This is a genomic window from Streptococcus sp. Marseille-Q6379 (assembly GCF_965119505.1).
On the sequence record NZ_CBCPLV010000002.1, the window covers coordinates 489301 to 508160 of the forward strand.

12 protein-coding genes are annotated in these 18860 nt (G+C 40.3%); 2 read left to right on the forward strand and 10 right to left on the reverse strand.

Going from position 1 to position 18860, the window contains the following annotated elements; genetic code table 11:
• Nucleotides 1-23: 23 nt before the first annotated feature.
• Entirely contained in the window at nucleotides 24-1013 is a 990-nt protein-coding gene (gene dhaK, locus ACWPVZ_RS08995) for a dihydroxyacetone kinase subunit DhaK (protein ID WP_454381859.1), read from the reverse strand.
• A 326-nt stretch (nucleotides 1014-1339) separates the two neighbouring features.
• On the opposite strand from dhaK, the gene ACWPVZ_RS09000 reads away from it, so the two are divergent.
• Both ACWPVZ_RS09000 and ACWPVZ_RS09005 read left to right on the forward strand, forming a co-directional pair.
• Nucleotides 1340-2605, forward strand: coding sequence for a threonine/serine exporter family protein (locus tag ACWPVZ_RS09000; RefSeq protein ID WP_060972003.1), 1266 nt, complete (start codon nucleotides 1340-1342; stop codon nucleotides 2603-2605).
• Nucleotides 2606-2971: 366 nt separating this feature from the next.
• Complete coding sequence (locus ACWPVZ_RS09005; protein WP_084871244.1) at nucleotides 2972-6478, forward strand: KxYKxGKxW signal peptide domain-containing protein; 3507 nt, start codon at nucleotides 2972-2974, stop codon at nucleotides 6476-6478.
• 140 nt (nucleotides 6479-6618) lie between these two features.
• On the opposite strand, the gene ACWPVZ_RS09010 is transcribed toward ACWPVZ_RS09005, so the two are convergent.
• From ACWPVZ_RS09010 to ACWPVZ_RS09050, 9 genes are all read right to left on the reverse strand, one after another.
• On the reverse strand, nucleotides 6619-7452 hold the full coding sequence (locus tag ACWPVZ_RS09010; protein WP_070577005.1) for a metallophosphoesterase family protein: 834 nt from the start codon (nucleotides 7450-7452) through the stop codon (nucleotides 6619-6621).
• Between the two features lie 50 nt (nucleotides 7453-7502).
• Nucleotides 7503-7826, reverse strand: a complete 324-nt coding sequence (locus ACWPVZ_RS09015) for a hypothetical protein (RefSeq protein WP_342988597.1) — start codon at nucleotides 7824-7826, stop codon at nucleotides 7503-7505.
• Between the two features lie 133 nt (nucleotides 7827-7959).
• Nucleotides 7960-9975 (reverse strand): M13 family metallopeptidase, encoded by a 2016-nt coding sequence (locus ACWPVZ_RS09020; RefSeq protein ID WP_454381860.1) that lies wholly within the window; start codon nucleotides 9973-9975, stop codon nucleotides 7960-7962.
• A gap of 247 nt (nucleotides 9976-10222) precedes the next feature.
• Entirely contained in the window at nucleotides 10223-10552 is a 330-nt protein-coding gene (locus ACWPVZ_RS09025) for a bacteriocin immunity protein (protein WP_183135768.1), read from the reverse strand.
• A gap of 213 nt (nucleotides 10553-10765) precedes the next feature.
• Nucleotides 10766-11353, reverse strand: coding sequence for a DUF1648 domain-containing protein (locus tag ACWPVZ_RS09030; RefSeq protein WP_454381861.1), 588 nt, complete (start codon nucleotides 11351-11353; stop codon nucleotides 10766-10768).
• Nucleotides 11343-11618: an autorepressor SdpR family transcription factor gene (locus tag ACWPVZ_RS09035; RefSeq protein WP_002891308.1), complete on the reverse strand. Its 276-nt coding sequence runs from the start codon at nucleotides 11616-11618 to the stop codon at nucleotides 11343-11345. Before ACWPVZ_RS09035 ends, ACWPVZ_RS09030 begins: the two co-directional genes overlap by 11 nt.
• The gene (locus tag ACWPVZ_RS09040) at nucleotides 11605-12342 is read right to left on the reverse strand and encodes a YhfC family glutamic-type intramembrane protease (RefSeq protein ID WP_454381862.1); all 738 of its coding nucleotides are present in this window, start codon (nucleotides 12340-12342) and stop codon (nucleotides 11605-11607) included. The genes ACWPVZ_RS09035 and ACWPVZ_RS09040 overlap by 14 nt, the downstream gene beginning before the upstream one ends.
• 278 nt (nucleotides 12343-12620) lie before the next feature.
• Nucleotides 12621-13094: an IS200/IS605 family transposase gene (gene tnpA / locus ACWPVZ_RS09045; protein ID WP_002891962.1), complete on the reverse strand. Its 474-nt coding sequence runs from the start codon at nucleotides 13092-13094 to the stop codon at nucleotides 12621-12623.
• Nucleotides 13095-13318: 224 nt separating this feature from the next.
• Nucleotides 13319-18058: a glycoside hydrolase family 70 protein gene (locus ACWPVZ_RS09050; RefSeq protein WP_454381863.1), complete on the reverse strand. Its 4740-nt coding sequence runs from the start codon at nucleotides 18056-18058 to the stop codon at nucleotides 13319-13321.
• Nucleotides 18059-18860: the final 802 nt, after the last annotated feature.

Genomic DNA, 18860 nt, shown 5'->3' on the forward strand with positions numbered 1-18860 from the left:
TAATTTCTAGTTCTCACGTCAGACTACCAAGCAATAGTCTTAACTGGACTCTCCAAAGCCTCAAGCCAAGCCTCATCTTCAATCTTCATCAGAGTCAATGAGAGGCCTGCCATATCAATAGATGTCATGTAATTACCTAACTTTTTATATGCCACATCTAGTCCGGCATCTCCAAGAATGCTTGCTACATCATTAGCAAAGACATACTGCTCCATGAGTGGTGTCGCACCCATACCATTGATGAGAAGGGCATAGCGTTCACCTGACTTAGCCTCAAAGGCTTCAAGGAGCTTCCCTGTCAATTCTTCAGCTAACTGTCGAGAAGGTTGCATAGACTCCTTGCGATAGCCTGGTTCACCATGGATACCAATACCGTACTCTATTTCATCCTCTGCTAGGACAAAACCAGGTTTACCAACCTCAGGAACTGTCGCACCACTAAGGGCCAAACCAATGGTGTGGATATTAGGAACAATCTTGTCAGCCAAGTCTTTGATTTCAGCCAGAGACTTACCTTCGCGAGCCGCATGACCTAGGATCTTATGCACGAAAATGGTACCTGCAACCCCACGACGACCTTGAGTATAGAGGCTATTTTCCACAGCAATATCGTCGTCCACAACGACACTGGCAACCTCAATACCTTCCATCTCAGCCAATTCTTGAGCCATCTCAAAATTCATGATGTCCCCAGAATAATTTTTAACAACCATGAAGACACCAGCCCCTTGGTCCGTTTCCTTGATGGCTTCCAAAATTTGATCAGGCGTTGGTGACGTAAATACTGCACCTGCGATGGCTGCTGAAAGCATACCATCACCTACAAAACCAGCGTGAGCTGGCTCATGACCACTTCCGCCACCAGAAATGAGACCAACTTGACCAGCAGCCTGCTCATTTCTTACAATGATGTCAAAGCCGTCAACACGATGCACCAAATCACTGTGAACATAAGCCAAACCATCTAGCATCTCTGTCACAACATTTTCAGGTTTATTGATAATTTTTTTCATGGAATTGTCTCCTTTTCAAAGGTATCATCTATTTGCACTTACATTTGTTCCCTTCTTTAATTGCTTAGACCCCTATAAATAAAGGACTGCAAGGCTTTGTGAGAAAGGTAGCGTAAAAGTATGTAAACGCATACATTTTATGATTTAATTGTAGCATTTGCCTCTACCAATAGCAAGGCAAAAGGCAGGCCCTCCATTTTCCTGCCCCCTATCATTAAGTAGAAGAAAAATCTCATAAAAAGACGCATTTTAGTCGTCAAAACTATTGAAAAACCACCATTCAAGCCTTATAATGGAATGACGAATTAAGCGATAAGGAGGTTCAAATGACCATCGATTTTCCAAGAGAGACAGAAATAGAAACCAAAAATGAAATGGATGCCGTCCTTCAGGCAGGCCGTGTCCTTATGGAGAGCGGTGCCGAGATTTACCGTATCGAAGACACCATGGGGCATATGGCCAAGTCTCTTGGTATCAGAGACTTCTCCACTTACGTGGTCAATCGGGGAGTCATGATTTCTGGACTCAACCGCTCAGGTCTTAAAGAGTCTCGTGTCCTAGCTACCTCAGTCCCGTCTATCCATCTAGGTAAACTAGAGGAAGTAAACCGCCTGTCTCGTGAACTGGCAGAACAGCCAAATCAGCCTGTTTCTAGCATTTTCCAAAAGCTGAAAACCATTGAGCAGAAGACTTTCTATCGTCCTTTAGAGGATATTATAGCCTGTGTCATTGGTGCAGGGAGCTTCTCGCTAGCCCTTGGAAGTAGCTGGATTGATGGAACTGCTGCGGCTATATCGGGAGTTTTTGTAGGGATTGGCATGCAACTCTTTTCCCGTTTTATTCATACCAGTTTCTTGCAGATTATCCTTTCTAGTGCCATTGCCGCTTTATCAGCTAACATTCTCTATTATTTGGGTATCGGGCAACATCGTAGCGTGATTATTCTGGGCACCTTGATGATTTTGATTCCTGGGGCCTACTTTGTAAATGCCATTCGAGAATTCACCCAGAACAACTACTATAGCGGTCTGGCCCTGATGTTGTCAGGGGTCTCCACTTGTCTATCTATCTCTGTCGGTGTTCTTGCCATGATTTCCATCCTCCCCTTTGCGGAACAGTTATCAGGCATGTTCTCAACACCGTCAACCTCATGGCTGGGGGTCTTGATTCAGACCTTCATGGCAGGACTAGGGACAGCAGCCTTCTCCGTGCTTTATCGAGTGCCTAAGAAATACTTCTTAGACCTCGGAACCCTAGGAGCGGGCTCATGGCTCCTCTACCTCTTGATTTGGAATAATACCCATCACGAGGTCCTCGCCATCCTCTTCCCTGCCCTATTAGTCACTATCACCTCACGCTTTTTGGCCCACTACCGTAGATGTCCAGCTACAGTCTTCCTAGCCTCAAGTATGTTCCCACTCATCCCAGGGATGAGCTTCTACCGTGCTGTCTACTTTCTCTTGATTGGAAATGCAGACCTCGGCCTCAGCTTCCTACGAGCTTGTTTCCTGGCCTCCTTTACCATCGCCATCGCCGTCAGTTTGACACAACAAATCCCTAGCCGCTATTTTGTACTAGGGAAGAAGAAATAGATTGTTAAAAGCCATTGGTTTTATATGCCAGTGGCTTTTTTGGTGGCGTTCTAAAATCAGTGAATAGCATATTATGAATATCAAAAATACCCTACTCAAGGATCTATCCGCTGCTAACTTAAAGCAAATACATCATTAACTCTCTTTAATGAAAGTTTATCATTCATATACTATCAGTTTTGTTTAGAGTAGAGTTGGAAAGAGTTTATACAAAAAATAAAAACGCTTACACAATTCTTTGATTTTATTAAAATGTGATGATAAACTTGATATGTAAGCAATAGAACTATAATACTAACTTAATTTTACTCATGAGTTAACCATATCCTTGCTAACATTGTTCAGTTTAATGAAAGGAGCATTATCATGGAAAAGAAAGTATACTTTAAACTTCACAAAGTAAAAAAGCAATGGGTAACCATTGCAGTAACTGGTCTAGCTCTAGGACTTAGTTTTGCAAGCTTGGGCTATGTGTCCGCAGCTGAACAGACTCACCCCACCTCAGAACCAACTGTTGAAAACAGCATCCAAGAAAACGCAATTGATGTCGTAAGCTCGTCAACTAATGAAGTTATTACTAAACCAGAAGAAAACAAATCTTTCGACGCCCCCAATACAAGAGAAAACATCACTGAAACTACTTCTACTGAATCTGACCTAAGTACCACTGAAGCAACTGTTCCAGAAACAAGTACTTCTGAAATTAACTCTCAACAAGCTCTTCGTTCGGAAGTCTCTACTGTTACTAGCAGTGAAGTCGTAAGCTCTGAAACATCACATTCTGAAACAAATACGGCCCATGAAGTAGAAGAAAGTCCCGTAATATCCGGCGGTCATTACACTAGCGATGATCAGGGCAACTGGTACTATATTAAGGATGGGAAAGCACTTACTGGTATGCAAAATATTGATAATGTGAATGTCTACTTCGATGCCGATGGTAAGCAAGTCAAAGGAGACACCCGTCATGTTAATGGAGCAACATATCACTTTGAGAAAGATAGTGGACGACTTACCCGTAATGCTTTTGCATCTGATAAGAATGGAAATTGGTACTATTTAGGCCACGATGGGAAAGCACTTACTGGTAGCCAAGTTATTGACAATATTCCACTCTACTTTTACCCTAATGGTGTTCAAGCTAAAGATGCCTTTGTCATCCTAGATGGAAATTCCTATTATTTTCAAAAAGATACTGGCCAATTGGTTCGTGACCGTTTTTGGTCGGATGACGACGGCAACTGGTACTATAGTGATAAAGAAGGGAAACTTCTAACAGGCGAACAGACTATAGATGGCTTCGACATGTATTTCTACCCAGACGGTGTTCAGGCCAAGGGTGAAATCGTTACAATAGGTATCGAACCCTATTACTTTGATAAGGATAGTGGTCATAAGGTTATAAATACCGACATCACTATTAATGGAAAAACTTACCACGCAGAAGCTAATGGACTTTTGATTGAAACTGAGCAGAAACTTCCACAACTTCCACTTGTTTCTGGTGGCCATTTCCAAGAGGATTCCTCAGGGAACTGGTATTATTACACCGCAACAGGAGAGAAACTAAGAGGATGGCAAAATGTAGATGGAGTAACTCTTTACTTTGATGAAGAAGGTCGTCAAGCGAAAGATGGCGAAAGAATCATAGACGGCTTCCATTACTATTTTAGTCACTATTCAGGTGCTGTAAAAACCAACTATTGGCATACTTGGTCTATTGAAATCAGAAGATGGGAACCATTTGCAAAAACGTATAACATCTATTATGGTTCTGATGGTCGACGTTACTATGGATGGCATCGAGTTGGCGATCAACTTTATTATTTTGATCATACTGGTCGAGTTGAAAATGCTCTTACTACCTTCAAAGGACAAGACTACCTCTTTGATAATCATGGAAAATTGGTAAAAGATGCCTTTTATATTCAGTCATTACGTGTCTTTGCTGGAACTTTAAATACTAGTTATCGCTCCAATAAATTTGGTCAAGTACTAACCGGAGAACATCATATTAATGGTGATGACTACTATTTTTCAAATTCTGGTTCAGCAGTCACTGCTATTGTCACAAAAGGTGGCAAGGATTATTATTATTTTGAAGGTAAACTTCTGAAAAACTATCTCGGACCTTTACTCGTACGTCAGTATATGGATGATTATACTTACTACCATGGCATCGTAGGTACAGATAAGGATGGGAGGGTACTTACTGGTGTTAGCACTGCAAATAATGGTAAACTCTATTATTTTGAAAATAAAGGAGATATTTACCATGAAAGATATATCCCCCAAATGGTTACAGTTACAACACCTACATGGAAAACGATTGATGGTAAGCTATACCACTTAGAACCTAGCATAAACAGAACTTACAAATCTGGAAGAAGCCGAACCTATACCGTCAGAGAAGAAGTAGACATTATTAACCACGGAGTACGAACAAAGACCGATAAGATTAAACGTATTATTGATGATGATTTTGGTAATCTATACTATCTTGATGAAAACAATGATTTTTACATCGGACATCTACTTCCAGAAAACACAGATTTAACCAAGATTGAAGAAACTGTAATTCAAAGTGACAATAAATTCTATGCTTTCAATAGAACAAGTTCGCTTTCCGAAACTTCCCCTCTTACAGTTTCCAAGACCTTAGTTTACAATAAAAAAGCCTACCTCATTGATGATAAAGGAGTAGCGACCGAAACTAAACTAACAAATCGTTTCGAACACGATGATGCATGGAATTGGTACTACTTTGATAACGAGGGAAAAGCTGTCACCGGACTCCATTCAATAGATAATGTCACTCTATACTTTGATAAAGAGGGCAAACAAGCTAAGGGACGACTTGTCGAAATTGACGGTCAAACACATTATTTCGATAGAGACAGCGGAGCTATGTGGACTAACCGAACACTTGAACTTAATGGTATTCGTTATGTCATTGACCAAAATGGTTATGTAACGATGAACAAACCTGGACAATTTATTCAAGATAAAGATGGTGATTGGGCTTATATTAAAGAAAATGGACAGTTAGCCACTGGACTTCAAATTATTAATCATCAAAAATACTACTTTGATCCAACTGGAAAACAAGCCAAAGGAAAACGACTTCTGCTTGATGGAAAGTACTATTTCTTCGATAACGATACTGGTGCTATGTTCGTAAATAAATTCCATGAAACAGGCGATTACTTTTCTAAAAAATATACTTATTTTGGCGAGGATGGAAGCCAGATATTTGGTTGGGCAACTATTGACGGTAAACGTGTTTATTTTAAAGAAGATGGCTACCAAGTTCGAAATGATACATACAAGATAGGTGGTTTCGATTATTTCTTCAAAAAAGACGGTAGTATGCTTGCTAATGATATTGACGGCAACTACAAATACTATTATGCTGATAAGGACGGTCATCTACAGTTCGGGTGGGTTAATCACAATAATGAAACCTACTATATTAGCCCACCATGGGGAGCTGAAGACCGAACATATCTAAAAACTATCAATGAAAAGACCTATCTTTTGGGCCCTAAAGGACGACTTCTAAGGAATACAGCTACAGACACCTCGACCTCTTGGAATGGTTTCTGTATCTCTGATGAAAATGGAGTTGTAAAAACAGGTGTCATTCGGTTAGAAGATAATAGGCTTTATTATTTCAACCCTGAAATTTATATGACTACTCCTTTTAGTGGCGAATGGGCAGAGTTTGATGGTAAACTTTATCATTTTGAAATGCCGATATCAGTTAGTCCATACTCAAAAGGTTCTCCAATTACCACTAACACTACGCTTGAAAAAGATGGAAAAACCTATATTATTGACGAAAATGGCGTAGCTACAGAGAAAAAGGATTAATATCAAACTAACAACTGTAAGCATTTAAAAATACCTCATTTTTGCCAAAATGTATTCAAAAACACCAGAAATCATTTTTTCTGGTGTTTTCTTTTTGTCTAAAACCTAGTAAGGCTACCGGCAAAATCTCTATCATCAATCTACTTCAAGTCAAAATATTTCTTGACATCTTTAGCATAGCCATACTGTTGATTTAAACGCTCGAGCAAGTTTTTATTATGGCCTGGATAATTGTCATTTCTTCGTAATTCTTGATAAAGCTCGATATAAGGCAACTGTTTGTCTTTGGCTAACTGCAACTCTGCTTCATAAGCATAGGCAATCTTTCGAAATTGGAGATTAGTAACACCATCTTCTTCGACATCGATTATGGCATACTGAGCCCTATGATTTTGCAGGGGTGACCAATCAAAATAGGGCATCCCAATCGTACCAGGATTAAGAATCTGTTGCCCCTTACTACCATAACGAAGCAATTGCTTATGCACATGACCGTAAATCGCCATATCTGTTTGATCATCTAATAACTGATCAAAATGACTGGTATCATTAGCTGGACGTAACTCACCTCCGTAGTTCTTCTCCGGTAAGTGATGCGTCAAAGAAAAACGAATCCCATTGATTTCCTTCTTCAAAACCAGAGGCAGAGAACGTATCCAATCAACATATTCAGTATCCAATTCTTCCATCAAGTACTGGGTAAGTCGCAAGAGCTGAACTTCTTGTGGATTCTCCAGACCATATTCCCCATCTAAAGCCTCCAAAACACAATCATCCCAATTTCCTCGAACGGTAGCTGTTATCGGGATAGAAGACAGAAGCTCAAAGAGTTCATTTCTTCCTGGTCCAGGTAATATAATATCCCCCATTAACCAATATTCTGTTGCACCCAACTCTTGTGCATCCTTAATAACTGCTTCAAGAGCTGTTGTATTCCCATGAATATCTGACAAAATTGCAATACGATGTTTCATCTATACTCCTTTACTGATGGTCTACAAAGTTGAAACTAGTATAAGATTAACTATTCTTCCTCACCATCACCCTCATACAAACATGCCACCAAACGTTCAAAGGGCTCTATATGCTCCCAGTACTCAAAAGGGAGATTTGAGATTTTACTTAAATCATTATCATCAAAATGATACACGAGATGGCGTAGTATTTGATTTTCAATATAATGAATATCTCTCAACTGCTCTAGGCTGATTGTATCCAGTTCTATGATGTAGTGACACAAATCATCAAGTGCCTTTACGTCAAATTTTTTCTCCTCGTGTAGGAAGTAGAGAAAGCTTTGATTCTCACCTCTTTTATTATCTTCTATCAGATTCCTTTTATGCTTCATTCTTGAATCCTTTCCTTAATAGCAACATTATAACACTAGAAAATGATTCCCCAAAGCGACAACATAAAAAGAGAATCTGGAATGTTTCCATTTCAAATTCTCTTCTTCTTGATTTCCAAAATAGCAAGACTTTTTACCACAAACTAATGCGTTTACTTGGTGCTAAGTACATAGCATCCCCTTCTTTGATTTGAGGGTAGGCCTCATAAAACTCAGGAAGGTTTTTAAGTTGTTGGTTAACACGTAACTCATTTGGTGCGTGGACGTCTTGTACCATGGTATATTTATTGTACTGTAGGCTAGCCTTTTGTTTCCAAATATTTGCGTAGTTCTCAAAGTAATCCTTGAGGTTAGGTTTTGTCATATCTGTTTTGAGCACTTGGAGTGTGGATGAAAGACCGCCAGCATCTGCGACATTCTCAGTGACTGTGAGTTTTCCATTTACCTTAGTCCCGTAAATTTCCAAACCATTCCACTGGTCTTCAAAGGCTTTGATCCTCTTGTCGAAAGCTTTACTATCTGCTTTTGTCCACCAGTTATGCATGTCGCCGTTCTCATCATAGTCGGCACCATTGGAGTCAAAGGCATGGGTAATTTCATGTCCAATCACGACACCGATACCACCATAGTTCTTTTCAGTACTTTGGTTCTTGTCATAAAATGGAGCTTGCAAAATGCCAGCTGGGAAGTTGATGCTATTGCTTTCTGGGTTGTAATAGGCATTGATATCAAAAGCAGAACCAGACCATTTATTCTTATCAATAGGCTCATCAAAATGGTCAATGGTATAACGTTTTCCGAACTGGGCAATGTCTTCTGACAACTCAAAGAAGGACTTGTTAGGGTCAAGATGTAATTCTTTGGTTCCAGGATCCACATCTTCCTGATAACCTACAAAAACCTTCATTTTATCCAACTTTTCGATGGCCTTGTTACGTGTTTCTTCCGTCAACCAATCATTCTGTTGGAGACGGCCACGATAGACATTTTTGATTTTATCAATCATGCCTGTCACATCAGTCTTGGCTTCCTCACCAAAGTATTTACGTCCATAATAGACACTCATGACATCGCTAAACAGATTGACACTCATCTCGTAAACCGTATCTTCCTTAGAAATTGGCTTCTGTGTGCCCATAATAGCCATACTAATCGATTGAAAATTTAAGCGGTAATCTTCTGTTAGAGAATTTGACGCTGCCATAGCTTCTTGCACCAACATCCATGATTTTATTTTAGAAAAATTGTCCTGATTAACGACCTTACTATAATTCTCAAAATACTTGGTATTAGGGACATTGATGGTTTCTAAATCACGTCCCATAATGCCTTTGATGACATCATATAATTTGAAGGAACCAGAGTAGGCATTAATCTCTTCTGCCGTTTTAGGATGAACCAAATTCTTACTCTCAGACATCTCTTCGTTACTGAGACTGTACCTAGCAATGATTTCGTCGAACTCCAGTGCTTCTTTGACAATGCGTTTACTATTTTTTTCACTATATCCAAGCATTTCCAAAGCTTTTTGCGTGGCTGTCTCGATTGGAGTCAAATATTGTTTCTTGCTCGACTCATCTTTATAAATAGACACATCTGGCAATAAGATGCTTGGAGGGGTCAATTGGATTTGTTTCTGGCTGGTATTCTCTGCGTTAGTTCCTACGTCATAACCAAATGGAATAGGAATCCCTTTATCAGTTAAGCTAGCAGATTTATTGGCCAAATCATTTAGATCCTTGATATCCTCAATTTCTTTTAGATAAGGTTTGAGAGGTTCTAGTCCATCTTTCTCACGCTGCTTGTAATCACTAGCAGCCTTGTAGAAAGTGATAAACTCAGACATCCCCGTAATGTCTGAAGATTCCTTTCCTTCCCCTAAATTTTTGATATCCTTCTTTAGCTTCCCTTTGACATCTTCATCTAATGTATAAAAACTATCAATGCTTGGAGAATCAACAGGAATTTTGGTTTTTAGGAGCCAGTCCTTGTTAACAGCTTGGTAAAAATTTGAGGCTACAGTAGCATTCTTGTCAATCGGTGTCTCTTGTGGGACAAAGGTTTTATAGGCCCAAAAACCGCCTCCAGCAAGAGCCAAGGCCAAAGCTCCCGTTATGGAACCAAGAATAATTTTCTTACGATTTTTCATAAATACTCCTTAGAAAATTAGATTAATACACTTGTATTATATCATTAGAACACTGATTTTAGCAAGATGTTTTTGGGAGACAAAAAGAAGTAATCAAACGATTACTTCTCTTTATTTTCTTAAATAGCGAAAATTGGGTATTATGACACTTAAGATAAGCACAATAAAAGATCAACTAAATCCAACTTAGCAGGTTGAATTCAGTTGATCTTTTTGGTCATTTTACTAATCATCACAAGCAGATAAATCATTTAAAAGACAAACTGCCGAGTGATGTTAATCCTATTGCTAGATTAATGTTACGCTCTGATTTTTCTTGGAATTCTGTAAGAGTCTTACTCAAGTCACTCACTCCAGAACTCAGTGATTTGCCTTTAGAAAGATTGCTAACTGCTAGAACTTGAATAGCTCTGCATAATTCTGCAAGAAGTTCATCATTATCCTTCTTTCCAACTTCTATTTCATTTTTAAACGTTACGAGCAATTCTCTCTCATTTTCAGTTGTTTCTGGATTTACAATCAGATTATAGATATTGTTTAAGATATCCGTAATTTGCGTGTTATTGCTTTTTGTCATCTAGATTACCTCCTATAACCTGTAGCAAGATTAGGTCGAGCAAGTGAATTAAATTGGTTAATTGTTTGTGTTGTCATGAGCAACGACCTCTTTTAATAGTTCGCTGTGACATCATTATACACATCTAGCATATCAAATTCAAGAACAAAAATATCCTTCTGCCATAAATGGTCCAATCTATGACACAGACGGACAAAAAAAGTAATCAGACGATTACTTTCTTAAACTGCGAAAATTGGGTAACAAGACACTCAAGATTAGAACTACAAAAACACCTAAAATAATAATTGTAGTATAGGGGTTAAAGCATAGGCTGATTAACAAGGCAAGACTCATTGCAACCATTAGGTAACCTAACTTTCTCGCTACTGAGTTACTGCTCTCACTGTGATTTTTAGTAGCTAGACCAATACTTTTAGGAAGATAATTTCCGATTACTAGAAAAATGAGTGCCACTAACCAAATGACAGTCAATCGAACTTGGACATGTCCGCCCATGGCAAAAGTCAATATGAGACCTTGGATGACGACAGAAAAAATTGGGATAAGCCATAACATAAACTCTTTTAAGAATGGAATGGTTATTTGTTTAAAGAATGAAAATAAGAGATTATAAATGACAAGAGCAATAAAAGGAAGGACAACTATTGCTAGATTACGATCCATAAAACCATTGGCTTGTTCTTCCACATTAAAATGGATAGCCACCTGATTTGGGAGTTGATTGTAAAAGACTAGTCCGACTATAACCGGTGTGAGTATTACTAGATTGCCAATGACTCTTTGCATATTATTTTTCATCTTCTTTTCCTCCAAGTGACTGAATCCACGTTAAAATTTCTTCAAAAACGGTTAAGTTCAAACTATAGTAAATAAAATTCTTCTGCTTTTCTTCTTCAATAAGTCCTGCTTTTCTCAAGGTAGACAAATGATGAGAAACTGTTGCGGGAGCCAAGTCAAACTGCTGGCTGATTTCACCTGCAGACTTGGGCCCAGACTTTAGATAGTCTAAAATTTCTCTCCTCACAGGGGCAGAGATGGCTTTTAAGGTTTCAGATAAGCCCATGAGTTTCCTCCTTTTTCCAAATTTGGCGTGTCACAAGTCCGACACCTAGCACATAAATAGCTAACATGACTTCGATTAATAAGATATTTCTGACTATCCCTTGTTGATAAGCACCTGCCAAAAAATCAGTGGCAGCATGGAGTATAATCGCCCAGAAATAGAATGAAAGCTTATGCTTAGTGACTGCCAGAAAATCCCAAGCTGTAAGCAAGACTTGTAACATCAAGGCAACTAGTCTTTCAAAAAGAGACATAACCACAGCAAAGCCTGTTAGTTGGTTGACCTGACTCACAAGAAGTGGTGGCAATTGACTGGTCTGACCTGAATGAATGGCCTGTAAAGCAATGATGTAAGTGAATAACCCCATCACTCCAAGCAAAATAAATTCACTAAGTCCATGTCCAAAACCGTAGGCAACAATATCAGATGTCATCAACCTTCTTTTCTTAGCAAGGACCTTAAACACCACATAGCGTGTTGTTTCTTCGACAAGGCCAGCCATAAGTCCTCCATAAATAATGGTCAACCATTTAGAAGAGTGAGCAAGACCAGAAACAGCCACAGCATTGATAGGTCCTTCAATCATCATGACAGGTAAGGCAAAACCAATCAGACCTACTAAAAAGAGCTTGATTGAAAATTGCCATTTTTTCTTCAGAACGATAAAACTTATGATGGCGATAACTAACATGGCAAGAATTGTCATAAAAAGGAATGTTTCCATTTGATTTATCCTTTCCTTGATACGGAGCATCAGTACGACTTAAGTCATAATACCTATTTCTATACTTTTCGAAATAGATTCTACGCTTTTCTGAAAGCACTGTCAATAGTATTTCGAAGAAAATCGAAATAGGAGTACAGTCAAAACCACCCGTGAGAACGGGTGGCTTGCTCTTCGGCTGAAAGCCTCTGCTACCGGCCGAGGCCTAAAGGCCTACCGAATGGTTTCCCTTCAGCACCACCTTTGCTAGCTGACCCGTCTAGCGGGTCTCTTTAAGATTACTTTCTTTTATTCTTCTCACCTGTAAACGGATCATACTCCTCAAATAGACTTAGCTGATCTGCTATCACGTCTTCTTGTAATTGATTACGAATATATTCTTCAATTCGCTTCTGATTTCGTCCAACCGTATCAACATAAAACCCTCGACACCAAAATTTGCGATTCCCATATTTATACTTTAAATTAGCGTGTCGATCAAATATCATTAAGCTACTTTTGCCCTTTAAATATCCCATAAATGAGGAAATACTTAGTTTCGGTGGTATACTCACCAACATGTGAATATGGTCTGGGCAAGCTTCTGCTTCATGAATTTCAACACCTTTTCTTTCGCATAATAATCGTAAGATTTGACCAATACTTGCTTTGTATTTCCCATAAATTATCTGACGTCGATATTTGGGTGCGAACACAATATGATACTTACAATTCCATGTAGTATGTGCTAAACTATTATTATCCTGTCTCATCAGGGGTCCTCCTTTTGTATATTAGTTAGCGGTCGGGAAACCTTATCTAATATAACACTTTAGGGGGACTTTTTTGATACATCGCTAAAAGCTTTTCGGAACCACTAGCACAGCTAGTGGTTTTCGTGAGACAAAAAAAGACCGTTTTCACGATCTTTCTTCTTGAGAATTTTCCCTCATTCTCGGCTGTGTGTTCTCTAGTCAGTCACATGGGCTACTACTGCTTATCTTCCTGGGACATATTCGCCAGTGTTAGCATCGTAGTAACGGCGTTGGCCGTTGACTGTGACGTAGGCGCCTTTAACTTGGCGACCTGATTGGTCAAAGTAAAGGTGTTGGCCATTGATGACTTGTTCGCCTGTTACGGCATAGCCATCAGCTCCGAAATAAGCCCAGACGTTAGGCTCGATTTGAGCGAAGCGGTTGGTTACAGGTTGGCCATCGTTTTCGTCATAGTACTTGTAACGACTACCGACCTTAACGGCTTTGCCCTTGTATTGGATACCATTTTGGTCAAAGTAGTATTCCTTGCCATTGATAGTCCACTTGCCTTTAAGGGCTTGGCCATCAGTATTGAAGTAAGACCATTGGTTTGGTGCAATCTCGGCAAAGCTGCTTGTGACAAGAGCTCCACTGTGGGCATCATAGTAATAAGTCTTACCATCTTCAACAATGGTTTTACCCTTGACTTGGATACCATTTTTATCAAAGTACTTAAGGTATCCATGATCAGCACGAACTTGGCCGATAGCCAGTGAACCGTCTTGTTTGAAGTACATCCACTGGTCATCACCAACTTGGAGGTAGCGTCCGCTAGCAAGAATACCTGATTCTGGCTCATAGTAATACTTAATACCGTTTTCCTCGATAATTTCACCCTTGGCTTGGCTACCATCTTCCTTGAAGTAATAGAGGTGACCATCAATGTATTGACGTCCAGTGACACGGTTACCTTCTTTATCAAAGTAGTTCCAAGCCTTAGTTGCTGGGTTGTAGACAAAGATGCTACGTCCGATTTCGCCTGCTGGTGTGATGTAGCGCGCCTTACCATTTTCAAAGATAATAGAATCTGCACGATTGCTGTAGGCCGTACCGACACTACCATCTTGGTTAAAGTAATAAGTCTTACCGTCAATGACACGTGAACCAGTCACAGTGTTACCATCAGCATCGAAGTAATAACGTTTACCTGTGCTGCTATCAGTCGCAAAGACGTTACGTCCCATGTCACCTGTTTGGGCAGCATAGTAATGCAATTTGCCATCATCGGTACGGACAATGCGATCCTTAGCCTGAAGACCAGTTTCACGGTCAAAGTAGAAATGGTGACCACTCCAATGAAGGTTACCCACTACCATGGTTCCTTGTGTTGTAAAGGCACGGACTTGCTTACGTTTATCATCAAAATCAACGAAGGCATTCTTAACCATGGCACCGTCTAGACCGTAATAGTAAGTATAGCCGTTGTTAGCACGACGCAGGGCATTACGCAATTGAACACCATTATCAAAGAAATAGTAATCCTTGTTATTGATGTTTTGGGCACCCTTGGTCATCTTACCGTCAGCACCGAAGTAATACCAGTTACCGTTACCGTCTTGAACAAATTCATTCTTGATGACTTGGTTATCACGAAGGAAGTAAACATCTTGTCCACGACGTTGGAAGACTTGAGTGCTTGTGATGGCACCTGTGTCACGAAGTGGTGTTGGCAAGAGTTGGCCGTTGGCTGAAGTATTAAAGTACTGGTTGGTCTTGTCATCACGAAGGACATAATTGATACCTCGTCCAAGGATGTTGGTTCCGTTGAAGTACTTAGCAGACCATTTTGTAATCTTTTCATTCGTAGGCAATTGCTTACCATTTGAGATTTGCACACGGTTGAAAATAGATGGGTACTTAGCTTTAAGCTCATCAAGGAAGGCACCACCATATTTACCTTGATAGTCTGTACCATCTGTACGGGTATTTGCCACATAGGCTTGGTCCACAATTTGATAACCTTGTTGGTGATAACCGTAGCCGTTAACACGTGTGGCATTAACTACTTCTTTTCCTGGAAGGTTATAAATTTGGTCTGGCACCCAGTCAGCAATGGCTTGAATACCATCTTTGTGGAGGGCACGAAGGACATTAAGGAGGTCCTCAAGTGAGCCATACTTGTTATTTTGACTCAAGGCCATGTCATAACGGTCATCAAAGGCATAACCATTGTCAATTGTTGAATCAAGGAAGGTACCATCCTTACTTGAAACGTACTGTGGTGGAAGTCCAACAGACGTAACACCCCAAGCTTTGAGCAAGTCAGTGTGCTTAGCCAAGACACGATTCATGTAGAGTTCTGGCTGATCGTCCGCAAAAGCTTGGAAGTTTGAGAAGGCTTCATACATGACTTGCGAATCAAGGGCTGCTGAAGACTTGTAAACTTGACCATCGCTATTGGCACGGTTACTTGGCTGTGTACGTGCGTCTTGGTTAGCCTTAGCTCCGACTGGTACCCAGACACCGAGATAACCTGAGACTTGGACATTTTCAACACCAAAAACATCGTTGGCATTGAAGGTCAAGTTCCCATTCCAGTCGGTACGTTTAAGAAGGTTTGAAGGTACATCAGAATCGTTGAGGTAGGTTGCTAGACCATCCTTAGTCGTCAAAAGCAATGGACGGTAAAGCTGATTACGGTGGGCTCTACCCATATTCATCGTTACAGTTTCATTGCTACCCAATCGGAAATCATAGTTGTTGGTCATGATGACACCCATCCCTTGCGTACGGGTTTCAGCAGTTCCCCAATCAGTTCTGTTATTGGCACCTTTACCATAACGAACTGATGTCAAGAGGCCGTCATTTCCGACTTTCTTCACTTCCATGTCTTGACCACCAGCTACATACTTGATACGGGCACGCAAGAGGGTGTCGATAGCATCAAAGTAAGGCGTCTTTTTCGCCATGTAGTGACCATCCTCACGGTAGAGGTCACCGTAATAAACACGTGTTACAGAGTCCTTGTTGGTCAACATGAGGGCATAGACAGATGGCAAGTTGTAAGACGCATAAGTTTTATGAGCCTTATCAATATCCGCATTGTAAATCTCGAAGGCCTTCTTGATTTCATCACGGGTGAAATTGTAACCAAACAGACTTGGGTTGATACGATCACGGATGATACGTTGGATAATGGTTTGCGCTTCAGTATCGTGGGCACGGGTGAAAATATAGTTGGCCATACGTTCACCGTTCTTATCGTTAGCACCTCGTGGATTCAAACTACTATTCATAAAAGCAGTCATGTCCCCAAGCTGCATACGTGTATTTTTATCACGCATCAAAAGGTTGGTAAGAGCATTACGAAGGGCATTATCAATCGGCAGTTGTGCCCCCTTAGTGTCCTTGTTGTAATATGGGTCGTTGGCAGACCACGCTTCCAAGTATGACAAGTGTTTGATCGCATTGGCTTCAGACTTGTCAACACCATAGGCTGCTTTGAAGTAATCTGAAGCGATTTGGAGAAGGTCGGCATCCACATTGTCCAAGGCATCGACACGCAAACCGTCAAAGTTGGCTGTTGGATCGTTGGCCATGATACTTCCGATATTCATCATAAAGTGGAGCCAGTTAAGTTGTTCCGCCTGAACAGCTGGGTTTGAGTTATCAATATCGTTGGCAAGCAAGAACTCAAGACCACCGATAGAATTGTCCTTGAAGTACTTACGTGTACCCGTCTGATTAGTCGGTGTGCGGTTAAGCAAACGATAGTCAGAGTTGGCGTAGCTAGTACGGTTACCAGTATCACCCTTACTGTTGTTAAAGAGCAACTGTCCACCTTGCAAGTGGTCGTAGGAACTATTTTCAGTGCTACTATTCCAACCTGGCTGAGTCTTGATGAACTGGTCGATACTTGTACGCAACCAGTTTGTATTGCCTTCACGCGCAATACGTTCTTCAATCTTAGTCTGAACAGCTTTAGCAGCTAGATTTAGACTTTCCTGGCTAGAGTTGGTTGAAAATGATCCCGCACCAAGACCTTGATTTTGCATGTAGTTTAGGTAGTTAACCTGAGTTGATTTGTCAGGCCACCAAACCATCAAGAGTGGACGTTTGTCCGCTTCAGTTGAAGCTGTCCAAGTCTTACCATCCTTGAGAATACTCTTTGGACGGTACCAAGCATCTGCTGTGATGAAGGTGTCGAGTTGGTCCAAAGATTTGTTATCGTTTTTGTAGAGCTGATTTCCAGATGAAAAATCCACAGTTGCCTTGATAGGTTCTGTTGAAAATTCATCCTGTGACTTGGTCGCAAGAGCCCCTGTTTCAGCATCAAAGTAATATGACTTCCCATCTTGCTCAAAGACGAAGTTCTTACGCACACTACCGTCACTATTGACATAGTATTGTTTGCCGTTAATCCATTGGATACCAGTCGCTGTATTGGTATTGGCTTCACGAGTTTCTGCCAAGGCACGACGACTACGTGTACGAGCTTCTGTATTTGCCGTCTCAGTTGTTGCTGCACGGTCTGTAGTAGCTGTTGCAGTCGCATTATTTGTATCTGTCGTTGTAGCACTCGTATCAGCTGCAGCTGCTTGCACATTTGTACTTGGTGCAGCTTGACCTGAGTTAGTATCAACTGTCGCTGCAGTTGTAGTAGGTGCCGCTGCCCTATCTGTAACATCGGTTGTCGTGCTAGTCGCATCTGCGACAGGAATAGCCACGCTCGCAGTATTAGCATCTGCTGAAATAGTTGGTGCTACTGTAGTTGCTGCATCATTAGTTGTGGCAGGCGCTTCTCGAAGCAAATCTTGACTGCTATCACCCGACTGATTGGCAGCATTTTGCTCATCGGCCTGAACCTGTTGGTCCGCCAACAAAGTGCCACCAGCAACAGTAACCATTGAGAGTGCTGTCACCCCAATAGTCACCCAATTCTTCTTCACTTTATGCATTTTAAAGCGTACTTTTTGTTCCATAATATTTACCTTTTTCCCTTATATTACTTCTATCATAAGCTATTTGACAAGGGAATACAATTACACAACTGTAATATCAGTTTAATGTATCTACCTTCGTTTTCTCAGAAAACGTCCTTTAATAATCTGCCTAATAAATACACCTTGTGAACAAATGCACTAAGGATAACATAAAACCAGCTAAAATCGTTAGGACTAAGACTTTTTTAGACGATAGAATCATCCAACAATATTAATTTATTTTTAAATAAAAAAACCTTCATTTCTAAGATGAAATAAAGGCTTGGTTACGGGGACTAGCAAAATCCTGCTAAAGTATGCGTGGTTTATGGGTTAGGAGGTCGCGATGCTTTCCATATTTAGTAGTCCACAAAACGCTTGATTGCTATTTTTTACTCATTTTCCATGTACTACCACCTAGTGAAAAAGGCACCTATGGTTTCAATAATGGCATAGAGTAATGGGGATTTTCGTGGTCTGAAGTCTGTTTTATAAAAGTAATAATTCGAAATGAAGATAAATAATATGACAATGATACTCCAAGCCAAGATAACCATGATTTTTCTCCTTTAAGAAGTCAGTTACACCTCGAGCTTAACGAAGATGGTTCCCCATAACTACCTCTAACTCTCTTTTCCTACATGCAAATATAATACCCATTATAACACGGCTATAGCTCCTCCTTGCGAATATGAGAGGGACAAAATTATTAGGATTTAAGCATGAAAAAGCATCTGGGTGTACACTGACAGTTTCTCTAAAAAAACTCAAAAACCAGCTAATGCTGGCTTTTTCGTCTATT

Coding starts and splice junctions, on each gene's coding strand:
- dhaK (WP_454381859.1), bottom strand. CDS start 1,013: ATGAAAAAAATTATCAATAAACCTGAAAATGTTGTGACAGAGATGCTA.
- ACWPVZ_RS09000 (WP_060972003.1), top strand. CDS start 1,340: ATGACCATCGATTTTCCAAGAGAGACAGAAATAGAAACCAAAAATGAA.
- ACWPVZ_RS09005 (WP_084871244.1), top strand. CDS start 2,972: ATGGAAAAGAAAGTATACTTTAAACTTCACAAAGTAAAAAAGCAATGG.
- ACWPVZ_RS09010 (WP_070577005.1), bottom strand. CDS start 7,452: ATGAAACATCGTATTGCAATTTTGTCAGATATTCATGGGAATACAACA.
- ACWPVZ_RS09015 (WP_342988597.1), bottom strand. CDS start 7,826: ATGAAGCATAAAAGGAATCTGATAGAAGATAATAAAAGAGGTGAGAAT.
- ACWPVZ_RS09020 (WP_454381860.1), bottom strand. CDS start 9,975: ATGAAAAATCGTAAGAAAATTATTCTTGGTTCCATAACGGGAGCTTTG.
- ACWPVZ_RS09025 (WP_183135768.1), bottom strand. CDS start 10,552: ATGACAAAAAGCAATAACACGCAAATTACGGATATCTTAAACAATATC.
- ACWPVZ_RS09030 (WP_454381861.1), bottom strand. CDS start 11,353: ATGAAAAATAATATGCAAAGAGTCATTGGCAATCTAGTAATACTCACA.
- ACWPVZ_RS09035 (WP_002891308.1), bottom strand. CDS start 11,618: ATGGGCTTATCTGAAACCTTAAAAGCCATCTCTGCCCCTGTGAGGAGA.
- ACWPVZ_RS09040 (WP_454381862.1), bottom strand. CDS start 12,342: ATGGAAACATTCCTTTTTATGACAATTCTTGCCATGTTAGTTATCGCC.
- tnpA (WP_002891962.1), bottom strand. CDS start 13,094: ATGAGACAGGATAATAATAGTTTAGCACATACTACATGGAATTGTAAG.
- ACWPVZ_RS09050 (WP_454381863.1), bottom strand. CDS start 18,058: ATGGAACAAAAAGTACGCTTTAAAATGCATAAAGTGAAGAAGAATTGG.